The following is a 21,501-nucleotide window of genomic DNA, read 5'->3' on the forward strand; positions in this document are numbered from 1 at the left end:
AACGATGACGCAGCTCTCGCCTCCCGTGTCGGTCACAGGTTTCCTGCGCGAAACCAACTCGACCACGCGCATTCTGCTGTTTGGCGCCTTCCTCAATCAGTTGGGCTACTTTATCCAGGCCTATCTGATCGTCTATATGAGCGCGAGCGGTTTCTCGGTCGATCAGGCGGGGTTGGGGCTGGGCTTGTTCTGTGCGGCCTCGATCATCGGCACGATCGTGGGTTCGAGCCTCTGCGACCGTTTCGGCAGCCGGAACACCATCGCGATTGCCTCGGGCTTTCTGGCGCTGAGCGTGGTGTTCGTCCCCAGTATCGTGCGCGCCGATATGCCAACGGTGGGCTGGATGGGCTGGCTGTTCCTGTGCGGCTTCTTCGCGCAGATGTCGCGGCCGGCTTCGGGGGTGATCCTGAGTGCCCATGTGCCCGATCGCTATCGGGTGATGGGTTTCTCGATGTTCCGTATCGCGCTCAATGTGGGCGGTGCGGCCGGCCCGCTGCTCGCGACGGTGCTGATCCCCTACGGCTGGCATTACGTTTTCGCCCTCAATGCGGTGTGCAGTATCGGCTACTGTCTGATCGCCCTGCTGATGCTGCCCAATGAGTCCGCCGCCAAAGCCACTCAGGCCACCACGCCCGAGATCCACAAGGTGAGCTGGGGAGCGCTGCTGACCGACGGCAAATTCGTCGCCTTCCTGCTGTCGATGTTGCTGAGTTCGGTGGTGTTCATCCAATTCACCTCGACGGTGCCGGTCGCGATCGAAAGCAAAGGCCTGCCGCTGGCCAGCTATAGCTCGCTGCTGACCATCTACGCGATTGTGCTGATCCTGCTGGAGCTGAAGATCAGCGCGATTGTCAGCCGATTTCAGGATTGGATTCCCGCTACCGTCGGCACGACCTTGCTGTGTCTGGGCGTGGCCTCGTTCGGACTGTCGCTGGGATCGGATCTGTTGATGAAGATAAGTGCCACCGTCCTGGTGGTGGGGCTGATGATCAGCGGGCCGACGATGTTTGCCTATCCCGCCTCGTTCCCCATGGAAATGCGCAGCCGCTATATCGGTGCCACCCAAGCGGCATTTTCTACCGGCAATGCGCTGGGTCCGGTGATTGGTCTCTATCTCTTCAATTCATACGGTTCGGTGGTCTGGATCGTATGCCTCGTGCTTGCCATTCTCTCCGGCCTGCTGGTCATGGTGGGGATGAAGCCGAACGCCAAGTCAAAGGAAAACAACGATGTCAAATTCGCGTCTTGAAGCCAAAATTGCCCAGTTCCGCGAGCTGCACAGCAAAGGCCAACTGCTGCTCAACAACTGCTGGGACGTGATGACCGCCAAGATCGCCGAGTCGCTCGGTGCCAAGGCCCTGGCGACCACCAGCGCCGGCGTGTCGTGGAGCCTGGGTTTCTCCGATGGTCATTTCGCCAAGCGTGATCTGGTGCTACAGAATGCCGCGCTGATCGCCGCCCAGACTGACCTGCCGGTCTCGATCGATATGGAAGACGGCTTTGTATCGCAGGGCGAGTGCAAGATCGTCGTGATGACCGCACTCAAGGAAGCCGGGGTGGCAGGTGTCAATATCGAAGACTCCCACGACGGTCGTTCGCTGCCGATCGAGGAAGCTGCCGCCCGTCTCAAGGCTTTCCGCGAAACCGCGGCTTCGCTGTCCTACCCCATCTTTATCAATGCCCGGATGGACGCCGTGCTGCTCGGTGAAAGCAAAGGCGTCGACGATCTGGTGCAAAGAGCCAATGCCTATTTCGCCGCCGGGGCCGATTGTGTATTCATCCCCGGTCTGATCGATCTGGCTGCCTGCAAGGCCGTGTCCGCCCGACTCAACGGCCCGCTCAATGTGATGGCCCTGCCTGGTGGCCCGAGCGCCAAGGAACTGTTTGCCGCCGGGGTGACCCGAGTCAGCGCTGGCTCCTTCCATGCCGAATCGGCCTATGGCCATATCCTGGCCCAGATGCGTCACTTTCAGGAAAGCGGCAGCTTGCAGGTCAATAAGGAAAGCCATCTGGGCTACTTCGATGCCAACGCCCTGGCAGGACGGGGCCAGGCATGACCCTGTCAGTCCAGGCTATCGGCGCCGAGTTGCTACAGCTCCGGCTGGAGTTCGATCCCTTGGACGATGCCTTGCGCATGGTGGCAAGCGACGTCGGCGAACTCCCTCAGATGTCTGATGCCTGGCTGGCAGAGCGGGCCAGTCGTCTGTCTGCGCTCAGCGCTGCCCTGTCGGGCGCCGGCACGGCAGACGACCTCATCGGGGCGGGCGTGGCCCGACTGCAAGCGCTCGACCTGGGCCAGAAGCTCGATATGCGGCTATGGGCGACGTTTGTCAGCGGTTACGACCACTCGCCCTTGGGGCGAGTGACCGGCGGCCTGCCGTCGCTGCCGCTGGGGCAGGCGGAGGAGCGGGAGCGTTTTACCGAGCTTTTCCTGTCCAGCGGCCGCTATGTCGCTTCGTGCATCGACGGCACCGTCGCCGCAGCCCGGTCGCAGCGGGCACCGATGGCGTGGAGCGTCCAGACGGCGGCCCAGCGCTGGAAGGCGCTCTTGGCCGAGGACGGTGTCTCGCTGATCCCCGAGGCGGCTTCTGCCGAGTTTCGCCGTGAACTGAGCAGCGAGTTCCGCCGCCGCGTCGCGCCGCAGATCGCCAGGTATGTCGATATGCTCGAGACGACCATCCTGCCGCTGGCGCGCCCCGACGACCAGCCCGGGCTGTGCCATATCCGCTCGGGCAGCAGCGACTACGAGCAGCTGGTGGTCACGCATACCGATGATTTTGCTTCGGTCGATGAGATCCATCGGCTTGGCGAAGCGGAAGTCACCCGGATTCGTGAGCGGATCTGTCAGCTTACCGGCTCGCAGACGCCCAATCTGGACGAATTCCTCGCTGGCCAGGGGGCCGACTTCAGCGGTGTAGCTGAGGTGATCGAGCATGTCAACGCCGTGGTCGCGCGGGCCCGCAAGGACTTTGCGCACCTGGTGGAGATGGCACCGGTCGGGCCGCTCGATATCGAGCATATCCCGGAGCACCTGTCCGACTTTTCGCCGATTGCCTATTACCTACCAAGTGGACGCGGAGAAGCGAGTGGCAAGCTGTTGCTCAACGTTCATCGGCTGGCCAAGGCCAAGCGTGGCAAGGAGCTGGCGATGCTGGTGCACGAGGCGATTCCTGGCCACCACGTCCAATTCGAGTATGCCAAGCAAGCGGGCTTGCCGGCTTTTCGCACCAGTGCTTGGTTCAACTCGTTTATCGAAGGATGGGGGCTGTACGCCGAAGAGTTGGCCGAGGAGGCAGATTATTACCAGACCGCAGCCGAGAAGATAGGAAAGCTGCAAATGGAATTACTGCGCGCCTCGCGGCTGGTGGTCGATACCGGTCTGCATTATTACGGCTGGTCGAGCGCCCGGGCGGAGGAATATCTACAGAATATGACACTGCTCAAGCCGGCTTTCGCCAAATCCGAGGTGCGGCGATATACGGAATATCCAGGTCAGGCGCTTTCCTATACCGCAGGGAGATTGCAATTGACCGCCTTGCGCGAAAAGCAGCGCAGTCGCCTGGGGCAGAATTTCGATATGGCCGATTTTCACCGCAATGTTTTAAGGCACGGAACCATTCCGATCTCGGTTCTCTCGAAGGTATTGGAGGAAACCACTGCATAATTGGTCGGGTCGGGCAATAAGAAGAATGGATGGGGAAGAAACCCTTGTCCGTGGAAAATGGAGAATCGAGGAGACATGAACGAAGCGCCGCATTACCTCAGGGCGGTCAATTCGTTCAAGCGCCGAGTATCACTCGTTAATGGCACTCCTTACTTCCATAAGGCCGGTGGCGGGGGCAATGTGAATGGGCTCCAGAGGATCAGGAGAAATCTGCATATTGCCCTGTGTCACTTAACTTGAGTGTGAATTGGCAAGGAGCTATCAAGACCAACCCAAGCGTTATCCCAACAATAATTTATTAGTTTTAATTCCTCCTTCCTCTCCCTGCATGACTGTTGCAGGTTCCAAGAGGGCTACACGTTCCAAACTACCACCCTGCTGCGCGATCTATTTTTGACGCGTGTAGGCGGCGCTCGTCCAAAATCAGGCTGATCAGCGCCGATCAAAGGTTAAAAGAAAGGATGTGCAAGCATGATTCAGGCAGATTTATTATTGATTGGCGGCGGGCCGGCCAATATCGCTTTCGCAGTGTCTCTGGAAGAGAGTGGCTGCGATGAAAAATTAGGTAATGTCATTATGCTGGAGAGGGAAGACAGCATCAGTTGGCACAAGAACATGCTGATTGATAATGCAGTCTCTCAGGTGTCGTTTCTCAAGGATCTGGTGACCCTGCGCAACCCGACCAGCAAATTCAGTTTTCTGAACTATCTGCACAAGAATGGACGACTGGAGGAATTCGTCAATCTGATGTCGTTCTTCCCTTATCGGCGCGAGATTTCCGACTATCTGCAATGGGTGGCCAATAACCTGACCAAGGCAAAGGTCCATTATTCCAAGGCCGTTTGTAGTGTCGAACCCATCGTGGACGGGAACGGCAAGATCGAAGGCTGGCTGGTGGGCACCAGCGACGGCACGCTGTATCGCGCCAATCGCCTGATCTTCGGCGCCGGCCGTGATGCCAGCATTCCGCCGGTCTTTGCCGAGGTGCAGTCGGAACGGCTGATCCATAGCTCGCAATTCCTGTCGAAGATCGCCCATTTCCCGACCGCCTCGGTCAAGAAGGTCGCGGTGATCGGCGGGGCGCAAAGCAGTGCAGAAGTGTATTCGGCCTGCCTCGAGCGTTTCCCGACGGCCGAAGTGTCGATGATCATGCGCTCGGTCGGCCTGACCACTTACGGTGGCAGCAAATTCATCAACAAGATCTACCAGAGCAATTATATCGACGTCTTCTATCACGCCCCCGATGAAGTCAAACGGGATGTGCTCGAAGAAATGCACTTCACCAATTACTCGGGCGTGTCGGCCACCACGATGGAATCGCTTTATCGATTCCACTACCTGCAAGAATTAAACGGTGAAAACCGGGCACGCATGATCATCCAGTCGGAATTGATGTCGGCGCATACCAAGCAGGACAAGATTTCCCTGGTCTGGAAAAACAAGATCAGTGGTGCCGCCACTGAGGACGACTTTGATCTGGTGATTCTCGGTACGGGCTACAAGAATATGATGCCAAAGCTGCTGCAGTCGGCCCTGTCGCGTGTCAATGTCAGCAAGCCAGAAATCACCCGGGCTTATCGGGTCAAATTGCCGACCACCAGGGACTGCTCGCTGCATATCCAGGGTATTTCCGAAGCCACTCATGGAATTTCCGATACCTTGCTGAGCGTCATTGCCACCCGTGCCCAAGAGATTCTGGTCGATATTGTCGAATCGGCGAATCAGGCCAGTTTGGAGAACAGTGAATATCCGCAGCACGGCCACCTGGGCAGATATAAGCATCCGGGTGAATCGATATTCACCAGCTGAGACACTCTGGAGGAGCGAAAGATGTTCGAAAAAAGAGAACTGGCGAGAGAGCATCTCAAATTCGAGAACAATCTCTTTGCACAGCGACTGGTGCCGTGGCCGCTACTTAATGCGCCATTCGAAGGTTCCTGGTGCGTCATTGCGCCGGGTACGGCATCGACCCCGCACGCCCATCATGAGTATGAAATCTTTATCGCAATGAAGGGTAAGGCGCGGCTGGAAACGGGTGGGAAATCGATCGATTTCAATGTCGGCGATATCGTCCATTTTACGCCGGGTACTGATCATTCCATCGTCAACGATGGGACGGAGCCGTTTGAAATGTACAGCGTGTGGTGGGATGCCCCCATGGCTGAGAATTTCCTCAAGAAGCATGTCGCCACGGAGAATTAATATGCTGCACTTTCTGATCATTGCACCGCCGCCCACTCCCAATGGCGATCTGCATGTGGGCCATATGGCCGGTCCTTATCTGGCTGCCGATATCTTTGCCCGCTATTGGCGTGCGATGGGTGCCAGCGTCAATTACGCCACCGGCACCGACGATAGCCAGACTTATGTGGTGACCAGCGCCGAGAAGCTCAATATGGCGCCCGAGGCGCTGTGCAATCGGTCATGGCACGATATCCAGTCGTCGCTGGCCGCCTGGGGGGTGGAACTGGACGGTTATGCGCCGTTTGATGAGCACTATAGGAAGATGGTGCTCGACTTCCTGCTGCCGCTCCATGAAGCCGGGGTATTCAAGCGCAAGCGCGTCAAGCTGCCGTACTCGCCCACCCGGCAGGAGTTCATGGTCGAGTCCTACGTCAGCGGCGACTGCCCGACCTGCCTGAACCAGACACGCGGTGGTCTGTGCGAGGCGTGCGGCCATCCGAACAATTTCCAGATGCTGGCGCGGCCGCGCTCTACCCGGGCGCCGTTCGAGGCGCTGGAATACCGTGAAGTCGAGATCCTGGTCTTCCCGGTCGAGGCATATCGCGCCCAGCTCGAGGCTTATTATGAAAAGGTCAAGGGCAGCTGGCGGCCGCATATCTTGCAGCTGATGCGCGAGCTGTTCAGTAAGCCGCTGATCGACTTCCCGATCACCTATCCCATCTCCTGGGGGATCAAATCCCCCTTCCCGGGTACCGAAGGGCAGGTCATCAATGCCTGGGCCGAGGGCATGGCCGCTTCGATGTACTGCTCGCATTGCGGTGATGGCAATAAGGGCCCGATCGACCAGACCTGGCGCAGCGAGAACGAGGCGAAGCTCGTGTATTTCCTGGGCTTCGACAACTCCTATTTCTGGGGGGTGACCCACCTGGCGCTGCTGATGGCCCATCAAGGCAAGTACATCCTGCCGCAGACCATCGTGCCCAATGAGTTCTATGAACTCGACGATTCGAAGTTCTCCACCAGTCGTGGTCATCTGATCTGGGCCAAGGACCTGGTCAAGGAAATTCCGCGCGACTATGCCCGGTTTTTTGTCTGCTTCACCTGCCCCGAGAACAACCGCAGCAATTTCAGCAAGCAGTCGCTGACCAAGGTGATCAATGAACGCCTGGTGACGCCCTGGAATGAACTGGTCGCGGCTTACCACGAATATGCCAATACCTCGGACCGCTCGATTGCCCCGCTGTCGGGCGACTCGGCCCAGATCATGAAGGATAGGCTGGCGAATTGTTTTGCGCTGGAGACCTTCAGCCTGCGTGCTGCGGCCGACTGGGTCATGCAGAACATCGAGCGCATCGCCAAGAACCTTAAAGAGCGGCGCTATAGCACGCTACAGGATGCCAATGCCGAGATCAGCGCGCTGGTGGCCGGTTTCGCGCCGATTCTGATCGACCATCATGAGCAACTGCGTGCGGCGGGAGTATTCGGGCAAACCGAGGTGTTGCCGCTTGCCAACTTGCAGTCGCTTTAATCGGACGGGAAGAAGCCAATGAGGGTGGGCGTAATCGGTGCTGGGGTGATCGGACTGCTGTTTGCACGCCGATGCGCGGCCAGGCAGATCAAAGTCGATCTTTTTGATGCGGAAGCCTTACCCAATCCTAAAGGACGGTCAGTCGACATTTCTCGGCTGTTCCGAGTCGTCCACCCTCAAAACCCTGAATTGCAACGCCTGGCTGTTCAGTCGCGTGCGTATTGGCTCAAGTGGGATCAGCAGAGCGGCGGAGGCCGACTAAGGCCCGCCAGATGTTATCGCTGTCTCGATACCGGTCAGGCGGCCACATTGGCCGGCATTTACCAGCAGCTTGGGCTCGAATATCAGCTTTATCGTCCGGCAGAACCGTCGCCGCTCGATGCACATTATCGAGTCGATCAACGATTGACGGTTTTGGCGGGACAGGACGCCTATGTATTGAACAGTCAGCTTATCCTGGCAGATCTGCTGCGTCAGCTGGACAAGGCGTCATCTGTTCGCCGCCATGAGCGCTGTCGTGTCCATAAGGTCGGCCGTGATCCGGCTGGCAATCTCTATCTTGCCCACGACAAAGGCTTGTCTTTCTACGATGTCGTGTTTGTGGCCACGAGTGCGCCGACGCTGCTGCCTGAAATCTATCCCGAATACTTCAGCACCAAGCCTGTATTGCGCCATCAGTTCTTTTTGAATGTGCAGGTGGAAGGCAAAGGCAATGAGCGGCATATGCCGCCTGTGCTCGATTTGGGTGACGAAGTGGGAAGCTGGGTGGTACCGGGATTTGAGCCCGATTGCCTGAAGATCAGCGCGGCCTCGTTTGCCTTTGCCGATGAGGGATTCAGACAGGACATCGATCATTACACCAGCTTGCTGCTCTCCAGGTTGAAACATCGCCCGCTGAAGGTCGAGCCCTATGTGGTGCCTTATTACGAGATTCCGCATCGCGCCGAACTCGATATTCCCTATATCAAGCAGAGTCTGTTTCCCGGCGTCTATATCGTCGATTCCTGCGATGCGGGTCTTTTCAAAGCGGCGCCGGCGCTGGTGGATGAACTGTGCCACACGGTATTTCAGCAGCATGGTGTGAACTTCGCTGAGCCTGACTTCCAACATTCATTTTAATGCTCAGTATCCAGGTATTCGGTGTGCCGCAGTCGGGAAAATTGCTGTCAGCCGAATATCTTCTCGAATATCCCGACAGGCATGAAAGGAAACTTATCTTGAAAGTTCTGGCTATTGAGGTTTCCCAATTCGGGAACTACTACAACTCCCGCTACGAACACCTGGAAAAGCATGGTGTCGAGCTGTTTGTCTTGTCGGGCAGCGCGGATAAGAACCACTGGCATAAAGATCGGTTTGCCATTGCCAAGAGCAAGCAATTCGATGATCTGATCGAGACGGCAAGGCTTCTGCATCAGCAGCATCGGTTCGATGGGGTATTTACCTTTGCCGAAAGCAGCGTAATTGCGACTTCGCTGATTGCCCAGGCGCTGGGCCTGCCCAGCATCGGGCCCGATGCGGCCATCTGTAGCCGCAACAAGTTCTTTATGCGGCAAGGTCATCAACGATTCGGCGCTCCCCATCCGGCTTTTGAGCTGGTGCCGACGCTTGAGGCGGCGGTAGCGGCCGGCAGGAAAATCGGCTATCCGGCCATCCTGAAACCGACGCTCGGTGCCGGCAGCCAGTTTGTCTACAAACTCAATAACGAAGACGAGCTGATTCAGATGTATCCCAAGGCCTGGGATGGGGTGCAGACCTTTACCCATGTCTCCAATGAAGGCTCAAGCGATAAATTGGGCCCCAATTCACTGCTGCTCGAAAGTTTCCTCGACGGACGCGAGTTTCTGATCGAAGCCTTTACCTGGGATGGGGAAACGGTCCTCGGTTCCATCGTTGACCGGGTCACCTTGGAGGGCAACAACTTCGACGACGATGTGCACCATGCGCCGACCGATATGACGCCTGAACAGATCGCCAAGGTGCATAAGGCGGTCCATCAAGGCGCGCTGGCACAAGGGCTCAAGCGCAGCGTAATGCATGCGGAAATCCGTTTCCATCAAGGCGAGCCGTTTATTCTGGAAATTGCCGCCCGTCCCGGTGGCGGTGGGCTCGACCATATGGCCCGCATCTCGGCCGGTTATTGCCCCTTGATGGCCACCGTCAATATCGCTGCCGGTAAGCGTCCGGCAAACAGTGCTTATACCCCGACCGGCAAGGACACCTTTGCGCTTTGCCTGATCTCGGCCGCCGGTGAGATTGCCAATATCACCATTCCGGCTGAAGTTTCCGAAGACCCGATGGTGTTTATGTTGAAGATGGTGGTGACACCGGGCAGTCGGATTCGACGTCCGCCCTATGGCAATGATATTGCCGGTTTCCTGGGAGTAAGCGGTCTGTCTAGGGAAGAAACCGAAGCCAAGGCCAAAGCCTATGCTTCGGCCATTACCTTCCAGATGAGGTAATGGCAATGCTCAAGCTGGGATTGGCGATTGCCTTGGAGAAAGACGCCACTTCGCATACCAAGACTTTCTTGCAGGCGGTGGATTACTGTCGGATCGTCATTCCTGGCTTGGATGGAATATCGATTCAGATCGAAAACGATCAGAAATCGGTCCGGGGCGGGCGCGACGCCGCTGCGAAGCTGCTGAAGTGGGGCGCCCAGGCCGTGGTCGGCCATTATTCGAGTGCCGCAGCGCTCGGGGCGCTGCCAGACTATTTCGACCGCGGGGTGCCGGTATTGCTGCCGGCTTCTACTGCGGTCAAATTGGATAATTTCGGCCGCCAGGCAAGCAGAGTGCTGTTTCGCTATCAACGTAGCGATAAGGAATTGATCGATGGCTGCATCCGGGAAATTGCCGCTTCCGGCCATGCCGGTCCGATTGTCTTTGTGATCGAAGAGGGTCCTTATGGCGATGCATTTGCGGCCTTGATCGAATCTTCGCCTGGTATTTTCATTTTCCGCTTCACCCCGGACGATATCGATGCCAAGGCTTTCTACGTCATGCTCGGTCATGACAGCTTCGTCCAGCAATCTGTCCGTGCCTTGACCCGCATCTTTATTCGGGGGCTGGCCTTGCTCGACGATGCCTATCACGACGGCGCGCTAGAGGCGATCAAGTGTGCGCCGGGCCGGGTTTTTACCGTGCACAGCAAGGTTGTCATCAAACGGCATGTTTCCTTGCGCCCGTTCTGGAATGAAACCGTCCTTGCCTTGGCAGCGGCTGTTCGTCTGCTGGAGACGATGGGTGATCCACGGCGTGATGCGCGAGAAATTGATTCTGCAATGGGTGTGCAGAAATTCGATGAAAAAGGTATCTATGCCGAATCCGGATTTGTCGTACATGATCTGTCCAATGAGGTCCGGAAAAATAGACAACACACCTATATCGAACCCACCCGATGCGCAGAGACAAACCGCCCTCGCGCGTTTTTTATGGGAAATGTCTAAGGAGGAAGCAAATGAACAACAAACGCCTTTTTATGGTTGGTGGCTGGACTGATCTGTATAAAAAGATCAAAGAGGTCGGTTTTCATCTGACGGTGTCGCAGAATAAGGAAGACATCACGACGGAAGATGTGCGGATCATCGATCAATTGCTCACTGAAACTCGCGCCGCCCCCGAAGTGGTCGAGCTGGCTGCTGCCATGCATGCGCTGCGTCCATTTGATGCGGTGGTGTCATTCCAGGAGCAGGGGGTGATGAATGCCGCCATTATCGGCGACAGGCTTGGCATTGCCGCCAATCCGCTCGAACCGGTGGTGCTTACCCGAAACAAAGGCAGCATGCGGGCGCATATGGCCAAGGCGGGACTGCCTTCGATTCCCTTCAAGGTCGTCAAGAATGCAGAGGAGGTTCGGGCATTCGCAGAAGAGGTGGGCTATCCGATTATCCTGAAGCCCCTCGAAGGGCTGGGCAGCCACCATATCAATAAGCTGTACGACGGAAGTCTCGCGGCCAAGGCATTTGCCGAGATCAAGGCCGATTATCCCGATACCGATCCGATTGCCGAGAAATATATGGTCGGGCCGGAAGTCAGTGTCGAAGCCATCAGCTGGAACGGTAAGCATCAGATTCTGGCCGTCACCGACAAGATCACGACGGGTGAACCCTATTTCGTTGAAACCGGCCACACCATGCCTTCGCGTCTGCCCGCCGAAACGGTCGCGGCCATTCGTAAGGTGACGGAGGATTTCCTGATCTCGATTGGCCATCAACATGGGCCGTCGCATACGGAAATCATCATTACCGATAAAGGCCCGATTATTGTCGAGTCCCATACCCGGGCCGGGGGCGACCGCATATCCGAAATGGTGAAGTTGACCTACGGCGTCGATGTGTTCGAACACATGCTGTTGGGTCTGCTTGGGGCAGATAATCAGGTAGAGCCGACTCCGCCGGCCGGGGCTGCCATTCGCTATCTGTCGCTGCCGCCTGGAGAAATTGTCGACATTGTTGGGCTGGAGGAATTGCGCCAGTCCGAAGGCGTGGTGCGGGTCGACTTCAGATTCAAAGTCGGCGATAGCGTCAAAGCCTTTACCCAATCGATCGAGCGGCATGGTTATGTGCTGGCGACCGGTAAGGATGCCACCGAGGCCGCGCAGCGGGCCGAAGGCGCCATCAAGAAATTGCAGGTGGTGATCAGGCGCAGTGAAAGCGAAACCACTAAGTCGGAAGCCGAGGTACTGACGGCCTGATCGAGGGTGTCCTGTTGGAGCGCGTCCGCTGAGTCAGATCATCGATAAAGAGGCGTGCTCTAACAATTGGTTTTAATGGAACAGGTCTAATTGCTTATCAAACAGGAAAGAGGTTTTGACGTCGATATGCCGGAGAATCGTTTCGGCGATGGGCTTGATCTGTTTGTCAATATAATGTTGGTAATCTATCGGGGCAGTGAGATTGTCGATAGGTTCGGGCCCGTTTCGCGTCATCACATACTGGATATGTGAGTTTTCCTGAGAGAGTTTGTCTTTGCGCTCGCCTTGGCGCAGTTCCTTCAAACGGGCGGCGCGGACATGGGGTGGGGTGGTTTTCGTATAGTTTTCGAGTGGCTTGCGGATGCGGCGGGTATAGATCAAGGCCGAATCGAGGGCTCCCGACAGGATTTCATCGAGTTGTTTCTCGATAAGCGGCACTGGGTCCTGGTCGTAGAAAATGCATTCGTATAACTGATGCTGGAAATTCTTGGCCAGTTCTGTCCAATCGGTTCTGACATTCTCCAGACCTTTGAAGATAAGTTTGTCGACCAGATTGCCGTGTTCCTCGACCACTCCCATGCCGGCATAGCGCTTCTTGCTGCCTTCGTCGTAGGCGCGCATGGTGGGCATGAAAAATCGGCGGTAGAGAATATCGTATTGCAGGGTAAGGTGGGATTCGAGGAAATGACTGTCGCGTAACACCGAAGCCCATCTTTGATTGATCTTTTCGCACAGGGTTTCGGCTTGCTGGATGCATTGCCGGCTATCTTGCTCAGGCGGGAACTGCACAAATATCGAGTCGGTATCGCCATAGATGACGGCATAACCGAACTCCTCGGTCCAGGCAGCCGTCTGTTTCAATATCTGATGGCCGCGTTTGGTGATCGAGCAGGCGAGTTTATTGTCGAAGAAGCGACATGAGGGGGCTGCCAGGATTCCATAGAATGAATTCATCAGAATCTTGATGGCCTGTGAACGTGCAGAATCAGCGGCTTGCTTGGCTTTTTCCCTTTCTAACGACAGCTCGGCGATCAGGCCGGGAAGAATATGTCTGCTGCGCGAGAATTTGGCGCCGTCAAAGCCGGCCACCACATCGTGCGGCGTATCATCGGCTTCGATCATCCCGATCGGGTCGATCAGAAAAGTGCGGATGATCGACGGATAGAGGCTCTTGAAATCGAGCACCACAATATTCTTGAAGATGCCGGGGCGTGAATCGAGCACGTAGCCGCCCGGGCTGGTGGAGTTGGGATCGAGTACATCACCCGAGACATAACCTGCCCGGTGCATTTTTGGCAGATAGAGATTGGTGAACGCGGCAATCGAGGACGGACCCCGATCCAGTTCCACTCCGGTCAGCTTGCTGCGATAGACCAGGAATGCGAGAAGTTTTGTTTTCTTGAATATTTCAGCAACCAGCAGGCAATCGACAATATTGTAATTGGCCAGTGCTAGTTTATCGTTGAGAAAATAGCTTTCGATTGTTTCGAGTCGTTCGGTTACAGACGAGATTTCCTTGCGGCGGCCGAGCAGGGTTTGCGCCACATTATCGAGCGAAAATGATGGGAAACTATACGTGGCGGCTCTCAGGGCAATAATGCCGTCGATGACCACCCGGCCCGGAATCTTGATCTTGGTCTGCCGCCCGGGTTCTCGTTTGGACAGTTCGGGACAGGAGCCATCCCTGGCAATGGCGAGGGCTATATCATGGAGACTGGCTCTTTCGAGCAGGAGACGAAAGTCGAAATCGATGACGTTCCAGCCAATAATGATATCGGGGTCGAAGCGGTTGAGTTCCTCGACAAATCGCTGAAGCAGGGTTTTTTCCGATTCGGCCCAGTCGATCCAACCTTCTGCTCCTGAGCCGACCATCAGTACTTTTTTATAGTTTTCCGATTCGCAATAAAGACCGATGCAATAAAGCTCGCCATGACGGGAACACTCGATGTCGAGCGATAAGGTTCTGAATTCCGGAATGAATTCTGTTGCAGTGGCCGAGTCGGCCAGGAATATTGGGTAAGGATGCTGCTCGACGAATGTACCACGCGCCCGGACCGCGCCTTTGATATGCCGCTCCATCAGATACCTGTCTGTCGGGCGAATATCATCCTCGAAGCAGGCAATGCCTAATTCCCGCAAGATTCTGGAGGCTTTGCGGGCTGTGGAATGATTGGCGAAGTAGAGCGCGGAGACAGGTTTGCGTGCCGTCGAGCGCAGGGCAAGGTTACGGGTCTTTTGCGGGGTTGCGCCGTTCAGGTTTTTTATGCTGGGGAGATCGGTTGTTTCGATGAAGAAAATGGAAAATTGCCGGGGGATAGAAATATAGACTGCACCGGTATCGGTTTTGACCCAGAGATTGATGGACAGGCTGCCATGCTCGTCGGAATGACTGCGCGTCAGAATGAATCCATCGACTAACTCGCTAGTGCTATTTTCCATGGTCGTTGTTTGGTGTTGTAATTTTGCTGGTGCAGCATAAAGCCAATGTACACCAGTGCGGAAAAATCCTTCTCTGAGCGCCGCTATTCTTTCTTCCGATATCTACACTGGTCAACGATGATATTCACCTGCTGAGTGATATTTGCTGTGGCAAAAGAGTATGGGTTTGTAATTTTTATAAGGCGCTTGACATTGATTGTCAAATCAATGACTTTGGTGTAGTCTCGTGACAGACTGTAGGTTTGCGTATGGACCTGAAATCCTGTCTTGATGACTCACTTGATAAATTTGAAAAACTGTATCTGCACATAATTAAGGATGATTATGACTACAGATGTCAAATTGGGTTTTTCCGATGTCGCTAGACTTCCCTGCGCGGATGAGAGTCAATATTGGACTCTGCAAGAATCCGGGGTGGTCAGCGTTTTCAAGGTGGGCGAAGTCGTTGAATTCGCCAAGGTAAGAGAAGCCTTGTTGGATTTGCTGCAATCAAATCCGATCCTGTGGATGAGAAAAAGAAAGACCAAAGAGGGTTCCGAAGTCTATCTGGCCGAAAACCGCACCCTGGATGTGCCGTATATTTCCTATTGGGGAATATCGGAGCCGCAACGGGATCAGATATTCAACGCGGCCTTGTTGCGTGAAGTCGAACGCAGACGATTCATGTTTGATTCTTCCCTGCTGACCGTCCTGTTCTTTAGCAAGACAGCCCAGGAAAATTACCTGCTGGTCGGCCTCCATCAAGATCTGCGTCAATATCTTACACCGAAAAAAGCCGTGGAACACATTAATCGATACGTAGGGCTTAATGTGTTTGGCCCGGCCGGCATCGATCTCTCATTCTTGCTGAGCGATCTTGCAGTGGAGTAAGCAAAGCCAGCCACAAGTTGATATCGAGCCTCTCACAGCCCCTCTATATCGATGCTTCCCGTTCAATAAAAATAAAAATCCCTCAATAAATCCTACAAAATAACCTTTTGAGTGTCTGATAATGACACCAATAATGAAATAGGCCCATCCGAGGAATGATGAGCCTATTGCTGGTCAACGGGCAGGCAGCATCCCGTCCCATTCAATCTAGGCTAGACGGTTTTCGCCTTGTATTCGCACAGATCGTGCACCACACAGACGCCACAATCGGGTTTTCTGGCCTTGCAGACATAGCGGCCATGCAGAATCAGCCAATGGTGGGCGTCGAGCTTGAATTCCTCGGGGACGACTTCGAGCAGTTTGTCCTCGACGGCGCGTACATCGGCGCCTGGTGCCAGGCCTGTGCGATTACCGAGACGGAAGATATGGGTATCGACGGCGATGGTTGGCTGTCCGAACGCGGTATTAAGGATCACATTGGCGGTTTTGCGCCCCACACCCGGCAACGCTTCGAGCGCTTCGCGGTTGTTGGGGACTTCGCCGTGATGCAGATCGATCAGTTGCTGGCACAGCCCGATCACATAGCGCGCCTTGCTGCGATACAGGCCGATGGTGGCGATATAGCCTTCGAGCGCTTCCTGGCCCAGCGCCAGGATGGCGGCCGGGGTATTGGCCACCGGGAAGAGTTTGCGGGTGGCCTTGTTGACGCCGACGTCGGTAGCCTGGGCTGACAGCACCACGGCCACCAGCAGCTCGAACGGGGTGCGGTATTCGAGTTCGGTGGTCGGGGCCGGATTGGCGTCGCGAAGTCGTTCGAAGAATTGGCGGCGGGTCTGCGGAGTCATTGGCCGAATTCTACCGGCTTGCCTCGTCACTGGGGACTGTCGAAACCATGCCCCCTAGCGTCCGCGCCTTCTCCACAATCCTCTTTGTCCCCTTCGCAAAGTCCCGCCACTGGACCATCGTCTGTCTGTGCAACTTGGCGCCGCCGCCCAGCCTGACTGAGGGTTACGCCCCTGCGCTCTTCGGTCCGGACCCGCCGACTCCGGACCGGCTGGCAATGCGCCATGCCTCGACGCCAGGGCTATCGGCATGCTCAAGCCGTCTTGTCCGGATATTCACACAGCTCATACAGCACGCAGCGCGCACATTCAGGCCGCATGGCCTTGCAGACGTAGCGTCCATGGAGCAGCAGCCAGTGATGGGCGTAGCGTTTGAACTCGTCGGGGACGACTTCCTGCAAGGTTTTCTCCACCGTGCGCACATCGTTGCCCGGGGCGAGTCCGGTGCGGTTGCAGACGCGGAAGATATGGGTATCGATGCCGATTTCATGGTGGCCGAAGGCCGTATTGAGCACCACGCTGGCCACTTTGCGTCCCACCCCTGGCAGCGCTTCGAGCGAAGCGCGGTCCTGTGGCACTTCGCCACCATGGCGTTCCAGCACCAGCTTCGACAGTCCGATCAGATAACGCGCCTTGTTGTAGTGATGGTTGACCGGCTCGATCTGTTGCGCCACCTCGTCCTGGGTCATCTTGGCCAGCGCTTCGGGCGTATTGGCGATGGGAAACAGCCGGCGCGTGGCGGCATTGACGCTGCGGTCGGTGGTATGGGCCGACAGCACCACGGCCACCAGCAGCTCGAACGGAGTGCGATGGATCAGTTCGGTGGTGGGCGTCGGGTTGCCCGCTTGCAGACGCTCGAATAGTTGGCGACGTGCCTGGGAGTCCATCATGGGCCTCACTGCATGGAAGGATTATTTCTATTTCTTTTATTTTCGGCTATCAATCTTGCACAAGGTTTTCCTGTTATTTTCTATTTGTCCTGCAACGGTAGCCGCAAGCAGCGTGCCGGCAGGGCAGGCCGGATGGGGGGAGGACGGGCTGGTGGCGGGACAGGAAGAGCGAGGCCGGCAGGATGGCTGAAGCGACCGACCGCCCGCGAGGGAGCGGCCGGGAGGAGGGGGTTAGTGGAAATCCGCTTCGTTATCGCTGAGATGGCGTTTGATCAGCGCATCGGCCGACAGCGTGCCTGGGCCGTGCACCACCAGCAGGGCGAGGATGATGCCCCAGAGCAGATGCTGGGTCAGCGCTGCGGCGAAAGTCGGCTGTGACAGCACGTGGTAGTAGGACACCACCGCCATGATATTGACGAAGGACAGCCCAAGCGCCCCGAGCCGGCCGCCCAGGCCCAGGGCCAGCAGCACCGGAAAGACCAGCTCGCCGGCTGTGCCGAGGATCGCAGCCAGTTCGGGCGGCAGCAGCGGCACCTTGTACTCGTCGTTGAACAGGGCGACGGTGATTTCCCAGTTGTCGAGCTTGGTGCGGCCGGCCTGGAAGAACACATCGGCGAGATAGACACGGGCGGCCAGATCGACCAGCGGGCCGAGCCAGCGCTCGACGACGGAAATCATGCAGCGGCCGATCCTGACGATAGGCAGGGTTTGCACGGCAGGGACTCCTCAGCGGATGGTAATGAACACTTGGTCGGCGATCAGGCGGTTCAATGACACGCCGAGTTCAAATGTTTCATCTTGGGCGAAGGCTGCCTCTATCGCCAGGCCGAGCGGTTCACCATCATAGAGCGCGGTCACGAAGGCGGCTTCTGCTGGCGCGAGCGGTCGGACCGAGGGGTGATGGTCGCGCCAGACCAGCGCGGTTTCGCCGCCCTGATCCTGCGCCGGGAATTCGCCGCCCTGATGGGCCAGCCACAGGCTGGCAATGGGCCAGGGCGAGGTCAGCAGTGCGCTGGCGGGGTGAGGGATAAATACCAGTTCGGCCTGCTGTGCCGGATCGACCGCTGCAAGCGCAGCAAAGTCGAACGGCCCGGCGTCAGCGGCGTAATAGGCCAGATGGACCAGCCAGTCGAGCCGGGCCGCATCGGCCAGATAGGGCAGGTCAGCGGCGGGGGCAAAGCCGGCGATAAAGTCGGGGAAGGTCGCGCCGTAGCGGTTCAGATCGCCCGAGGTCGACGGGGTGCCCCGGGCAAAGGCGCGCGCCATGGCGCCGAAGAAATCGTCGCCGACCAGCCGCCGCACGATGGGAAATGCTTCGGCCAGCGCATCGGCGCGGTTGAACAGGGTGTTGTTGGCATAAGCCGACAGGCCGCGCGCGCTGGCGCCGAAAAGCTGGCGGGCCAGTTCGGGGTCGCCTTGGGCGGCGATGAAACCGTCTTGCAGCTCGCTGAGACGGTTCATGGACGGACCTCCGCCAGCCGGGCCAGCGCATGGCTGATCTGTCGGGCTTCCGCCAGCAGTTCGGCCAGGGGTGGCAGATTGGTATCGCGCTCAAGCAGGGTCGGCACCGGCCCGAAGCGGGTGTAGGCCACGTCGAGCAATGCCCAGGCAGCCGGATCGACCGGGGCGCCGTGGGTATCGAGGGTCAGGCCGTCGGGGCGCAATTCAAAGCCGGCGATATGCAGTTCGGCCACCGCCTCAGGCGGCAGGGCCTGCAAGGCGGCTCGCGCATCGCGGCCCAGATTGCGCTGGTTGACCAGCAGATTGTTGATGTCGACCAGCAGGCCGCAGCCACTGCGCCGCGCCAGCTCGGCAAGGAATTCGCCCTCGGGGATGCAGTCTTCGGCAAACGCCACATAGGACGACAGGTTCTCGATCAACAGCCGCCGTCCCAGCGCTTCCTGGGCCTGTTCGACCCGCTGGCACAGTAGATCGAGCGCCGCCTCGGTGTAGGGCAGGGGCAGCAGATCGTTGAAGCATTCGTGTTCGGTGCGGTTCCAGCACAGGTGCTCGGACACGGCGGCGGGTTCGAGCCGGTCGATCAGCTGGCGGAACTGGGCTAGATGCTGCGGGTCCGGCTCGACCATCGAACCCAGGCCCATGCCGACCCCATGGAGCGACAGCGGGTAGTGGGCACGCACGGCAGTCAGGGCGGTCAGATTGGCGCCGCCGCCGAAATAGTTTTCCGGATGGACTTCAAACCAGGCCACGGCAGGCCGTTCGGCCAGCACCTGACGGATATGCGGCAGACGCAGGCCGACGCCGGCGGCGCGCGGCAGGGCAGAGGTGGAGGACATAGACGACCTTCGGGCAGACCAAGACAAAGGGCGGCTTGCGCCGCCCTTGCGGGATGGCCGGCTTACTTCTTCTTGCCGGCTTCGAGGCTGCCGCCCATTTTTTCACAGGTGCCCTTGGCTACGTACTTCCACTCGTTGGGGTCATTGTCGGCCTTCGACTGACCGGCACAGGAATGCGAGCCGTTGGCGGCGGCGCAGTCGTTCTTGCCGGCCTTGGCCACGCCGTAGCATTTTTCCTTGGCGCTCTTGTCGTCGGCTTGCGCGGCGACCGACAGACCGAGGGAGACGAGACCGGCCAGGGCGCCGGAGATCAGGGCTTGCTTCTTGTCCATGGTAAGACTCCTTGAGTTCGGTGGGATTGGGCGGCAGGACCGCTTGCCCGTTTGTCGATAATAGCGCCGCGATTCTTACACACAAGCCGCTCGCTCTGCCGGGAGCAATGTAGGACGACGCGGCTGAACTCGGGCTGAACAACTGCGCGACGGTAGGATTCACACGGCAGGTGCTCCCACAGCGGCCGGCGGCACGGCTTTTTGCGATAATCGCGCTTTCGTCCTTTTCCGCCGCGAGCCGCCATGTTTTCCCTTCAAACCGACGCCGACCTGAGCCGCGCCAATACCCTCGGTCTGGCTGCGCGGGCCGGCCTGCTGTGCGTGCTCCACGACCCGGCCCGCCTGCCTGAACTGCTGGCCCATCCGCAACTGGCCGGTCTGCCGCGCCGGGTGCTCGGCGGTGGCTCCAATCTGGTGATGGGACGCGAGCTGCCCGGCGTCACCATCAAACTGGAAAACCGGGGTCGGCGCTTGCTCGACGAACAGGACGATGCCGTCCTGCTAGCGGTTGCAGGTGGTGAGAACTGGCATGAGCTGGTGCTGTGGACGCTGGCGCAAGGCTGGCCTGGACTGGAGAATCTGGCGCTGATCCCGGGCAGCGTGGGCGCGGCGCCGATCCAGAATATCGGTGCCTACGGCCTGGAGCTCAAAGATCGCTTCCATCATCTGATCGCCCGCTCGCTCGACGACGGCAGCCAGCGCCGCTTCGATCTGGCCCAGTGCCGTTTTGGTTATCGCGACAGCGTGTTCAAGCACGAAGAGGCCGGACGCTGGCTGATCGAGGAAGTGGTGCTGCAACTGCCCAAGCGCTGGCAGCCCAAGCTCGACTATGGCGACCTGCGGGCCCGGCTGGGCACTGCCGAACCGACGGCGCAGGCGGTGGCGGAAGCCGTGATGGCGGTACGGCGCAGCAAGCTGCCCGACCCGGCGGTGCTCGGCAATGCCGGCAGCTTTTTTCACAACCCCGTTGTGAGCGCCGAAGAGCATGCGAGATTGCATGTGCTGTTTCCTGACCTGATCGCCTATCCCCTGCCCGATGGCCGCTTCAAGCTGGCGGCGGGCTGGTTGATCGAGCGGGCCGGCTGGAAAGGCCGCCGGCTCGGCCCGGTCGGGATGTACAGCGAACAGGCGCTGGTGCTGGTCAACCACGGCGGCGCCGATGCGAACGATGTGGCGCGACTGGCCGAGGCGGTCACGGCCGATGTGCTGGCGCGCTTCGGTGTGCGCCTCACCCCTGAACCGGTCTGGTGGTAAGCCCAGGCGATCTGCTAAGTTGGCTACAGACCCGCCCCGCAAGCGGGCTGGTTTGAAAGGGCACCATGGAGCACGATACCGAGACCTTCCTCAATTCCCTGGGCGAGCGCCCCGACACCATGGCGAGCCGGGCCGAGCGCTGGGGCAACCGTGCCCTGCGGGCCACGCTGGCGCTGGTGTTTGTCGATATAGGCTTCTTTATCGTCTTTCTGCTGGCGCAGACCGGACTGCTCAGCGGCAACTGGATCGACCGCCTGCTCGACTTCTGGGAAGCCGCCGCCTGGATCACGGTGGCCATGCTGGCGGTTGCCTGTATCGCCGGGATGTTCAAAGCGGTCGGAGAAGCGACCGGCGATTGAGTTTAATGAAGTAATAAATATTTATTTATGATTGTATCAAGCAACCTGCCTTGCAGATAATTTGCCGGATATTTTCATTTTCTGGCTAAGCTTCTGGTCTCCCTCTCTGCGCCCTTGCCCTGGCAAAAGTACGGCTTGCGTACTATTCCC

21 protein-coding genes are annotated in these 21,501 nt (G+C 57.9%); 14 read left to right on the forward strand and 7 right to left on the reverse strand.

What is annotated here, in order from left to right; all coding sequences use genetic code 11:
- Positions 1-4 precede the first annotated feature (4 nt).
- From ACFOW7_RS16055 to ACFOW7_RS16100, 10 genes are all read left to right on the forward strand, one after another.
- Positions 5-1,249: an MFS transporter gene (locus ACFOW7_RS16055; protein ID WP_378166130.1), complete on the forward strand. Its 1,245-nt coding sequence runs from the start codon at positions 5-7 to the stop codon at positions 1,247-1,249.
- Entirely contained in the window at positions 1,230-2,057 is an 828-nt protein-coding gene (locus tag ACFOW7_RS16060) for an isocitrate lyase/PEP mutase family protein (RefSeq protein ID WP_378166132.1), read from the forward strand. Before ACFOW7_RS16055 ends, ACFOW7_RS16060 begins: the two co-directional genes overlap by 20 nt.
- Complete coding sequence (locus ACFOW7_RS16065) at positions 2,054-3,664, forward strand: DUF885 domain-containing protein (RefSeq protein WP_378166134.1); 1,611 nt, start codon at positions 2,054-2,056, stop codon at positions 3,662-3,664. Before ACFOW7_RS16060 ends, ACFOW7_RS16065 begins: the two co-directional genes overlap by 4 nt.
- Positions 3,665-4,135: 471 nt before the next feature.
- Complete coding sequence (locus ACFOW7_RS16070) at positions 4,136-5,473, forward strand: SidA/IucD/PvdA family monooxygenase (protein ID WP_378166137.1); 1,338 nt, start codon at positions 4,136-4,138, stop codon at positions 5,471-5,473.
- Between the two features lie 21 nt (positions 5,474-5,494).
- Positions 5,495-5,866, forward strand: a complete 372-nt coding sequence (locus ACFOW7_RS16075; RefSeq protein WP_378166139.1) for a cupin domain-containing protein — start codon at positions 5,495-5,497, stop codon at positions 5,864-5,866.
- A gap of 1 nt (position 5,867) precedes the next feature.
- Positions 5,868-7,376 carry a class I tRNA ligase family protein gene (locus ACFOW7_RS16080; protein WP_378166141.1) on the forward strand — a complete coding sequence of 503 codons (1,509 nt, stop codon included), beginning with the start codon at positions 5,868-5,870 and terminating at the stop codon, positions 7,374-7,376.
- Between the two features lie 18 nt (positions 7,377-7,394).
- The gene (locus ACFOW7_RS16085) at positions 7,395-8,495 is read left to right on the forward strand and encodes an FAD-dependent oxidoreductase (RefSeq protein WP_378166143.1); all 1,101 of its coding nucleotides are present in this window, start codon (positions 7,395-7,397) and stop codon (positions 8,493-8,495) included.
- A gap of 98 nt (positions 8,496-8,593) precedes the next feature.
- Positions 8,594-9,835, forward strand: coding sequence for an ATP-grasp domain-containing protein (locus ACFOW7_RS16090; RefSeq protein WP_378166145.1), 1,242 nt, complete (start codon positions 8,594-8,596; stop codon positions 9,833-9,835).
- Between the two features lie 5 nt (positions 9,836-9,840).
- On the forward strand, positions 9,841-10,821 hold the full coding sequence (locus ACFOW7_RS16095) for an ABC transporter substrate-binding protein (protein WP_378166147.1): 981 nt from the start codon (positions 9,841-9,843) through the stop codon (positions 10,819-10,821).
- Positions 10,773-12,068: an ATP-grasp domain-containing protein gene (locus ACFOW7_RS16100; protein WP_378166149.1), complete on the forward strand. Its 1,296-nt coding sequence runs from the start codon at positions 10,773-10,775 to the stop codon at positions 12,066-12,068. The genes ACFOW7_RS16095 and ACFOW7_RS16100 overlap by 49 nt, the downstream gene beginning before the upstream one ends.
- Before the next feature lie 72 nt (positions 12,069-12,140).
- Here ACFOW7_RS16100 and ACFOW7_RS16105 read toward each other — a convergent pair whose 3' ends face one another.
- A complete protein-coding gene (locus ACFOW7_RS16105) occupies positions 12,141-14,507 on the reverse strand; it encodes a DNA polymerase II (protein ID WP_378166152.1) in 2,367 nt (788 codons plus the stop codon).
- Between the two features lie 324 nt (positions 14,508-14,831).
- Here ACFOW7_RS16105 and ACFOW7_RS16110 point away from each other — a divergent pair, with 324 nt between their 5' ends.
- Positions 14,832-15,377 carry a hypothetical protein gene (locus tag ACFOW7_RS16110; protein ID WP_378166155.1) on the forward strand — a complete coding sequence of 182 codons (546 nt, stop codon included), beginning with the start codon at positions 14,832-14,834 and terminating at the stop codon, positions 15,375-15,377.
- Between the two features lie 212 nt (positions 15,378-15,589).
- Here ACFOW7_RS16110 and nth (ACFOW7_RS16115) read toward each other — a convergent pair whose 3' ends face one another.
- A complete protein-coding gene (gene nth / locus ACFOW7_RS16115; protein WP_378166158.1) occupies positions 15,590-16,222 on the reverse strand; it encodes an endonuclease III in 633 nt (210 codons plus the stop codon).
- A gap of 251 nt (positions 16,223-16,473) precedes the next feature.
- Positions 16,474-17,106: an endonuclease III gene (gene nth, locus ACFOW7_RS16120; RefSeq protein WP_378168057.1), complete on the reverse strand. Its 633-nt coding sequence runs from the start codon at positions 17,104-17,106 to the stop codon at positions 16,474-16,476.
- A gap of 1 nt (position 17,107) precedes the next feature.
- Between nth (ACFOW7_RS16120) and ACFOW7_RS16125 the strand changes: the two genes are divergently transcribed.
- Positions 17,108-17,299, forward strand: a complete 192-nt coding sequence (locus ACFOW7_RS16125) for a hypothetical protein (protein ID WP_378166160.1) — start codon at positions 17,108-17,110, stop codon at positions 17,297-17,299.
- 41 nt (positions 17,300-17,340) lie between these two features.
- On the opposite strand, the gene ACFOW7_RS16130 is transcribed toward ACFOW7_RS16125, so the two are convergent.
- The 4 genes from ACFOW7_RS16130 to ACFOW7_RS16145 all read right to left on the reverse strand — a co-directional run bounded on the left by ACFOW7_RS16130 (position 17,341) and on the right by ACFOW7_RS16145 (position 19,738).
- Complete coding sequence (locus ACFOW7_RS16130; protein ID WP_378166162.1) at positions 17,341-17,823, reverse strand: DoxX family protein; 483 nt, start codon at positions 17,821-17,823, stop codon at positions 17,341-17,343.
- Between the two features lie 12 nt (positions 17,824-17,835).
- Positions 17,836-18,570 (reverse strand): HvfC/BufC family peptide modification chaperone, encoded by a 735-nt coding sequence (locus ACFOW7_RS16135; RefSeq protein ID WP_378166164.1) that lies wholly within the window; start codon positions 18,568-18,570, stop codon positions 17,836-17,838.
- Positions 18,567-19,406, reverse strand: a complete 840-nt coding sequence (gene bufB / locus ACFOW7_RS16140; protein ID WP_378166166.1) for an MNIO family bufferin maturase — start codon at positions 19,404-19,406, stop codon at positions 18,567-18,569. Before bufB ends, ACFOW7_RS16135 begins: the two co-directional genes overlap by 4 nt.
- 62 nt (positions 19,407-19,468) lie before the next feature.
- On the reverse strand, positions 19,469-19,738 hold the full coding sequence (locus ACFOW7_RS16145) for a BufA1 family periplasmic bufferin-type metallophore (RefSeq protein ID WP_378166169.1): 270 nt from the start codon (positions 19,736-19,738) through the stop codon (positions 19,469-19,471).
- A gap of 243 nt (positions 19,739-19,981) precedes the next feature.
- Here ACFOW7_RS16145 and murB point away from each other — a divergent pair, with 243 nt between their 5' ends.
- Together murB and ACFOW7_RS16155 are read left to right on the forward strand one after the other, a co-directional pair.
- A complete protein-coding gene (gene murB / locus ACFOW7_RS16150; protein WP_378166171.1) occupies positions 19,982-20,992 on the forward strand; it encodes a UDP-N-acetylmuramate dehydrogenase in 1,011 nt (336 codons plus the stop codon).
- A gap of 65 nt (positions 20,993-21,057) precedes the next feature.
- Positions 21,058-21,351: a hypothetical protein gene (locus ACFOW7_RS16155; RefSeq protein ID WP_378166173.1), complete on the forward strand. Its 294-nt coding sequence runs from the start codon at positions 21,058-21,060 to the stop codon at positions 21,349-21,351.
- Positions 21,352-21,501: the final 150 nt, after the last annotated feature.

The organism is Chitinimonas lacunae, assembly GCF_042650885.1.
In the GTDB taxonomy this organism is placed as follows: domain Bacteria; phylum Pseudomonadota; class Gammaproteobacteria; order Burkholderiales; family Chitinimonadaceae; genus Chitinimonas_A; species Chitinimonas_A lacunae.

What these genes read in the sequence shown, in the direction of transcription:
- ACFOW7_RS16055 (WP_378166130.1), top strand. Translation starts at nt 5, where the DNA reads ATGACGCAGCTCTCGCCTCCCGTGTCGGTCACAGGTTTCCTGCGCGAA.
- ACFOW7_RS16060 (WP_378166132.1), top strand. Translation starts at nt 1,230, where the DNA reads ATGTCAAATTCGCGTCTTGAAGCCAAAATTGCCCAGTTCCGCGAGCTG.
- ACFOW7_RS16065 (WP_378166134.1), top strand. Translation starts at nt 2,054, where the DNA reads ATGACCCTGTCAGTCCAGGCTATCGGCGCCGAGTTGCTACAGCTCCGG.
- ACFOW7_RS16070 (WP_378166137.1), top strand. Translation starts at nt 4,136, where the DNA reads ATGATTCAGGCAGATTTATTATTGATTGGCGGCGGGCCGGCCAATATC.
- ACFOW7_RS16075 (WP_378166139.1), top strand. Translation starts at nt 5,495, where the DNA reads ATGTTCGAAAAAAGAGAACTGGCGAGAGAGCATCTCAAATTCGAGAAC.
- ACFOW7_RS16080 (WP_378166141.1), top strand. Translation starts at nt 5,868, where the DNA reads ATGCTGCACTTTCTGATCATTGCACCGCCGCCCACTCCCAATGGCGAT.
- ACFOW7_RS16085 (WP_378166143.1), top strand. Translation starts at nt 7,395, where the DNA reads ATGAGGGTGGGCGTAATCGGTGCTGGGGTGATCGGACTGCTGTTTGCA.
- ACFOW7_RS16095 (WP_378166147.1), top strand. Translation starts at nt 9,841, where the DNA reads ATGCTCAAGCTGGGATTGGCGATTGCCTTGGAGAAAGACGCCACTTCG.
- ACFOW7_RS16100 (WP_378166149.1), top strand. Translation starts at nt 10,773, where the DNA reads ATGCGCAGAGACAAACCGCCCTCGCGCGTTTTTTATGGGAAATGTCTA.
- ACFOW7_RS16105 (WP_378166152.1), bottom strand. Translation starts at nt 14,507, where the DNA reads ATGGAAAATAGCACTAGCGAGTTAGTCGATGGATTCATTCTGACGCGC.
- ACFOW7_RS16110 (WP_378166155.1), top strand. Translation starts at nt 14,832, where the DNA reads ATGACTACAGATGTCAAATTGGGTTTTTCCGATGTCGCTAGACTTCCC.
- nth (WP_378166158.1), bottom strand. Translation starts at nt 16,222, where the DNA reads ATGACTCCGCAGACCCGCCGCCAATTCTTCGAACGACTTCGCGACGCC.
- nth (WP_378168057.1), bottom strand. Translation starts at nt 17,106, where the DNA reads ATGGACTCCCAGGCACGTCGCCAACTATTCGAGCGTCTGCAAGCGGGC.
- ACFOW7_RS16125 (WP_378166160.1), top strand. Translation starts at nt 17,108, where the DNA reads ATGGGCCTCACTGCATGGAAGGATTATTTCTATTTCTTTTATTTTCGG.
- ACFOW7_RS16135 (WP_378166164.1), bottom strand. Translation starts at nt 18,570, where the DNA reads ATGAACCGTCTCAGCGAGCTGCAAGACGGTTTCATCGCCGCCCAAGGC.
- bufB (WP_378166166.1), bottom strand. Translation starts at nt 19,406, where the DNA reads ATGTCCTCCACCTCTGCCCTGCCGCGCGCCGCCGGCGTCGGCCTGCGT.
- ACFOW7_RS16145 (WP_378166169.1), bottom strand. Translation starts at nt 19,738, where the DNA reads ATGGACAAGAAGCAAGCCCTGATCTCCGGCGCCCTGGCCGGTCTCGTC.
- murB (WP_378166171.1), top strand. Translation starts at nt 19,982, where the DNA reads ATGTTTTCCCTTCAAACCGACGCCGACCTGAGCCGCGCCAATACCCTC.
- ACFOW7_RS16155 (WP_378166173.1), top strand. Translation starts at nt 21,058, where the DNA reads ATGGAGCACGATACCGAGACCTTCCTCAATTCCCTGGGCGAGCGCCCC.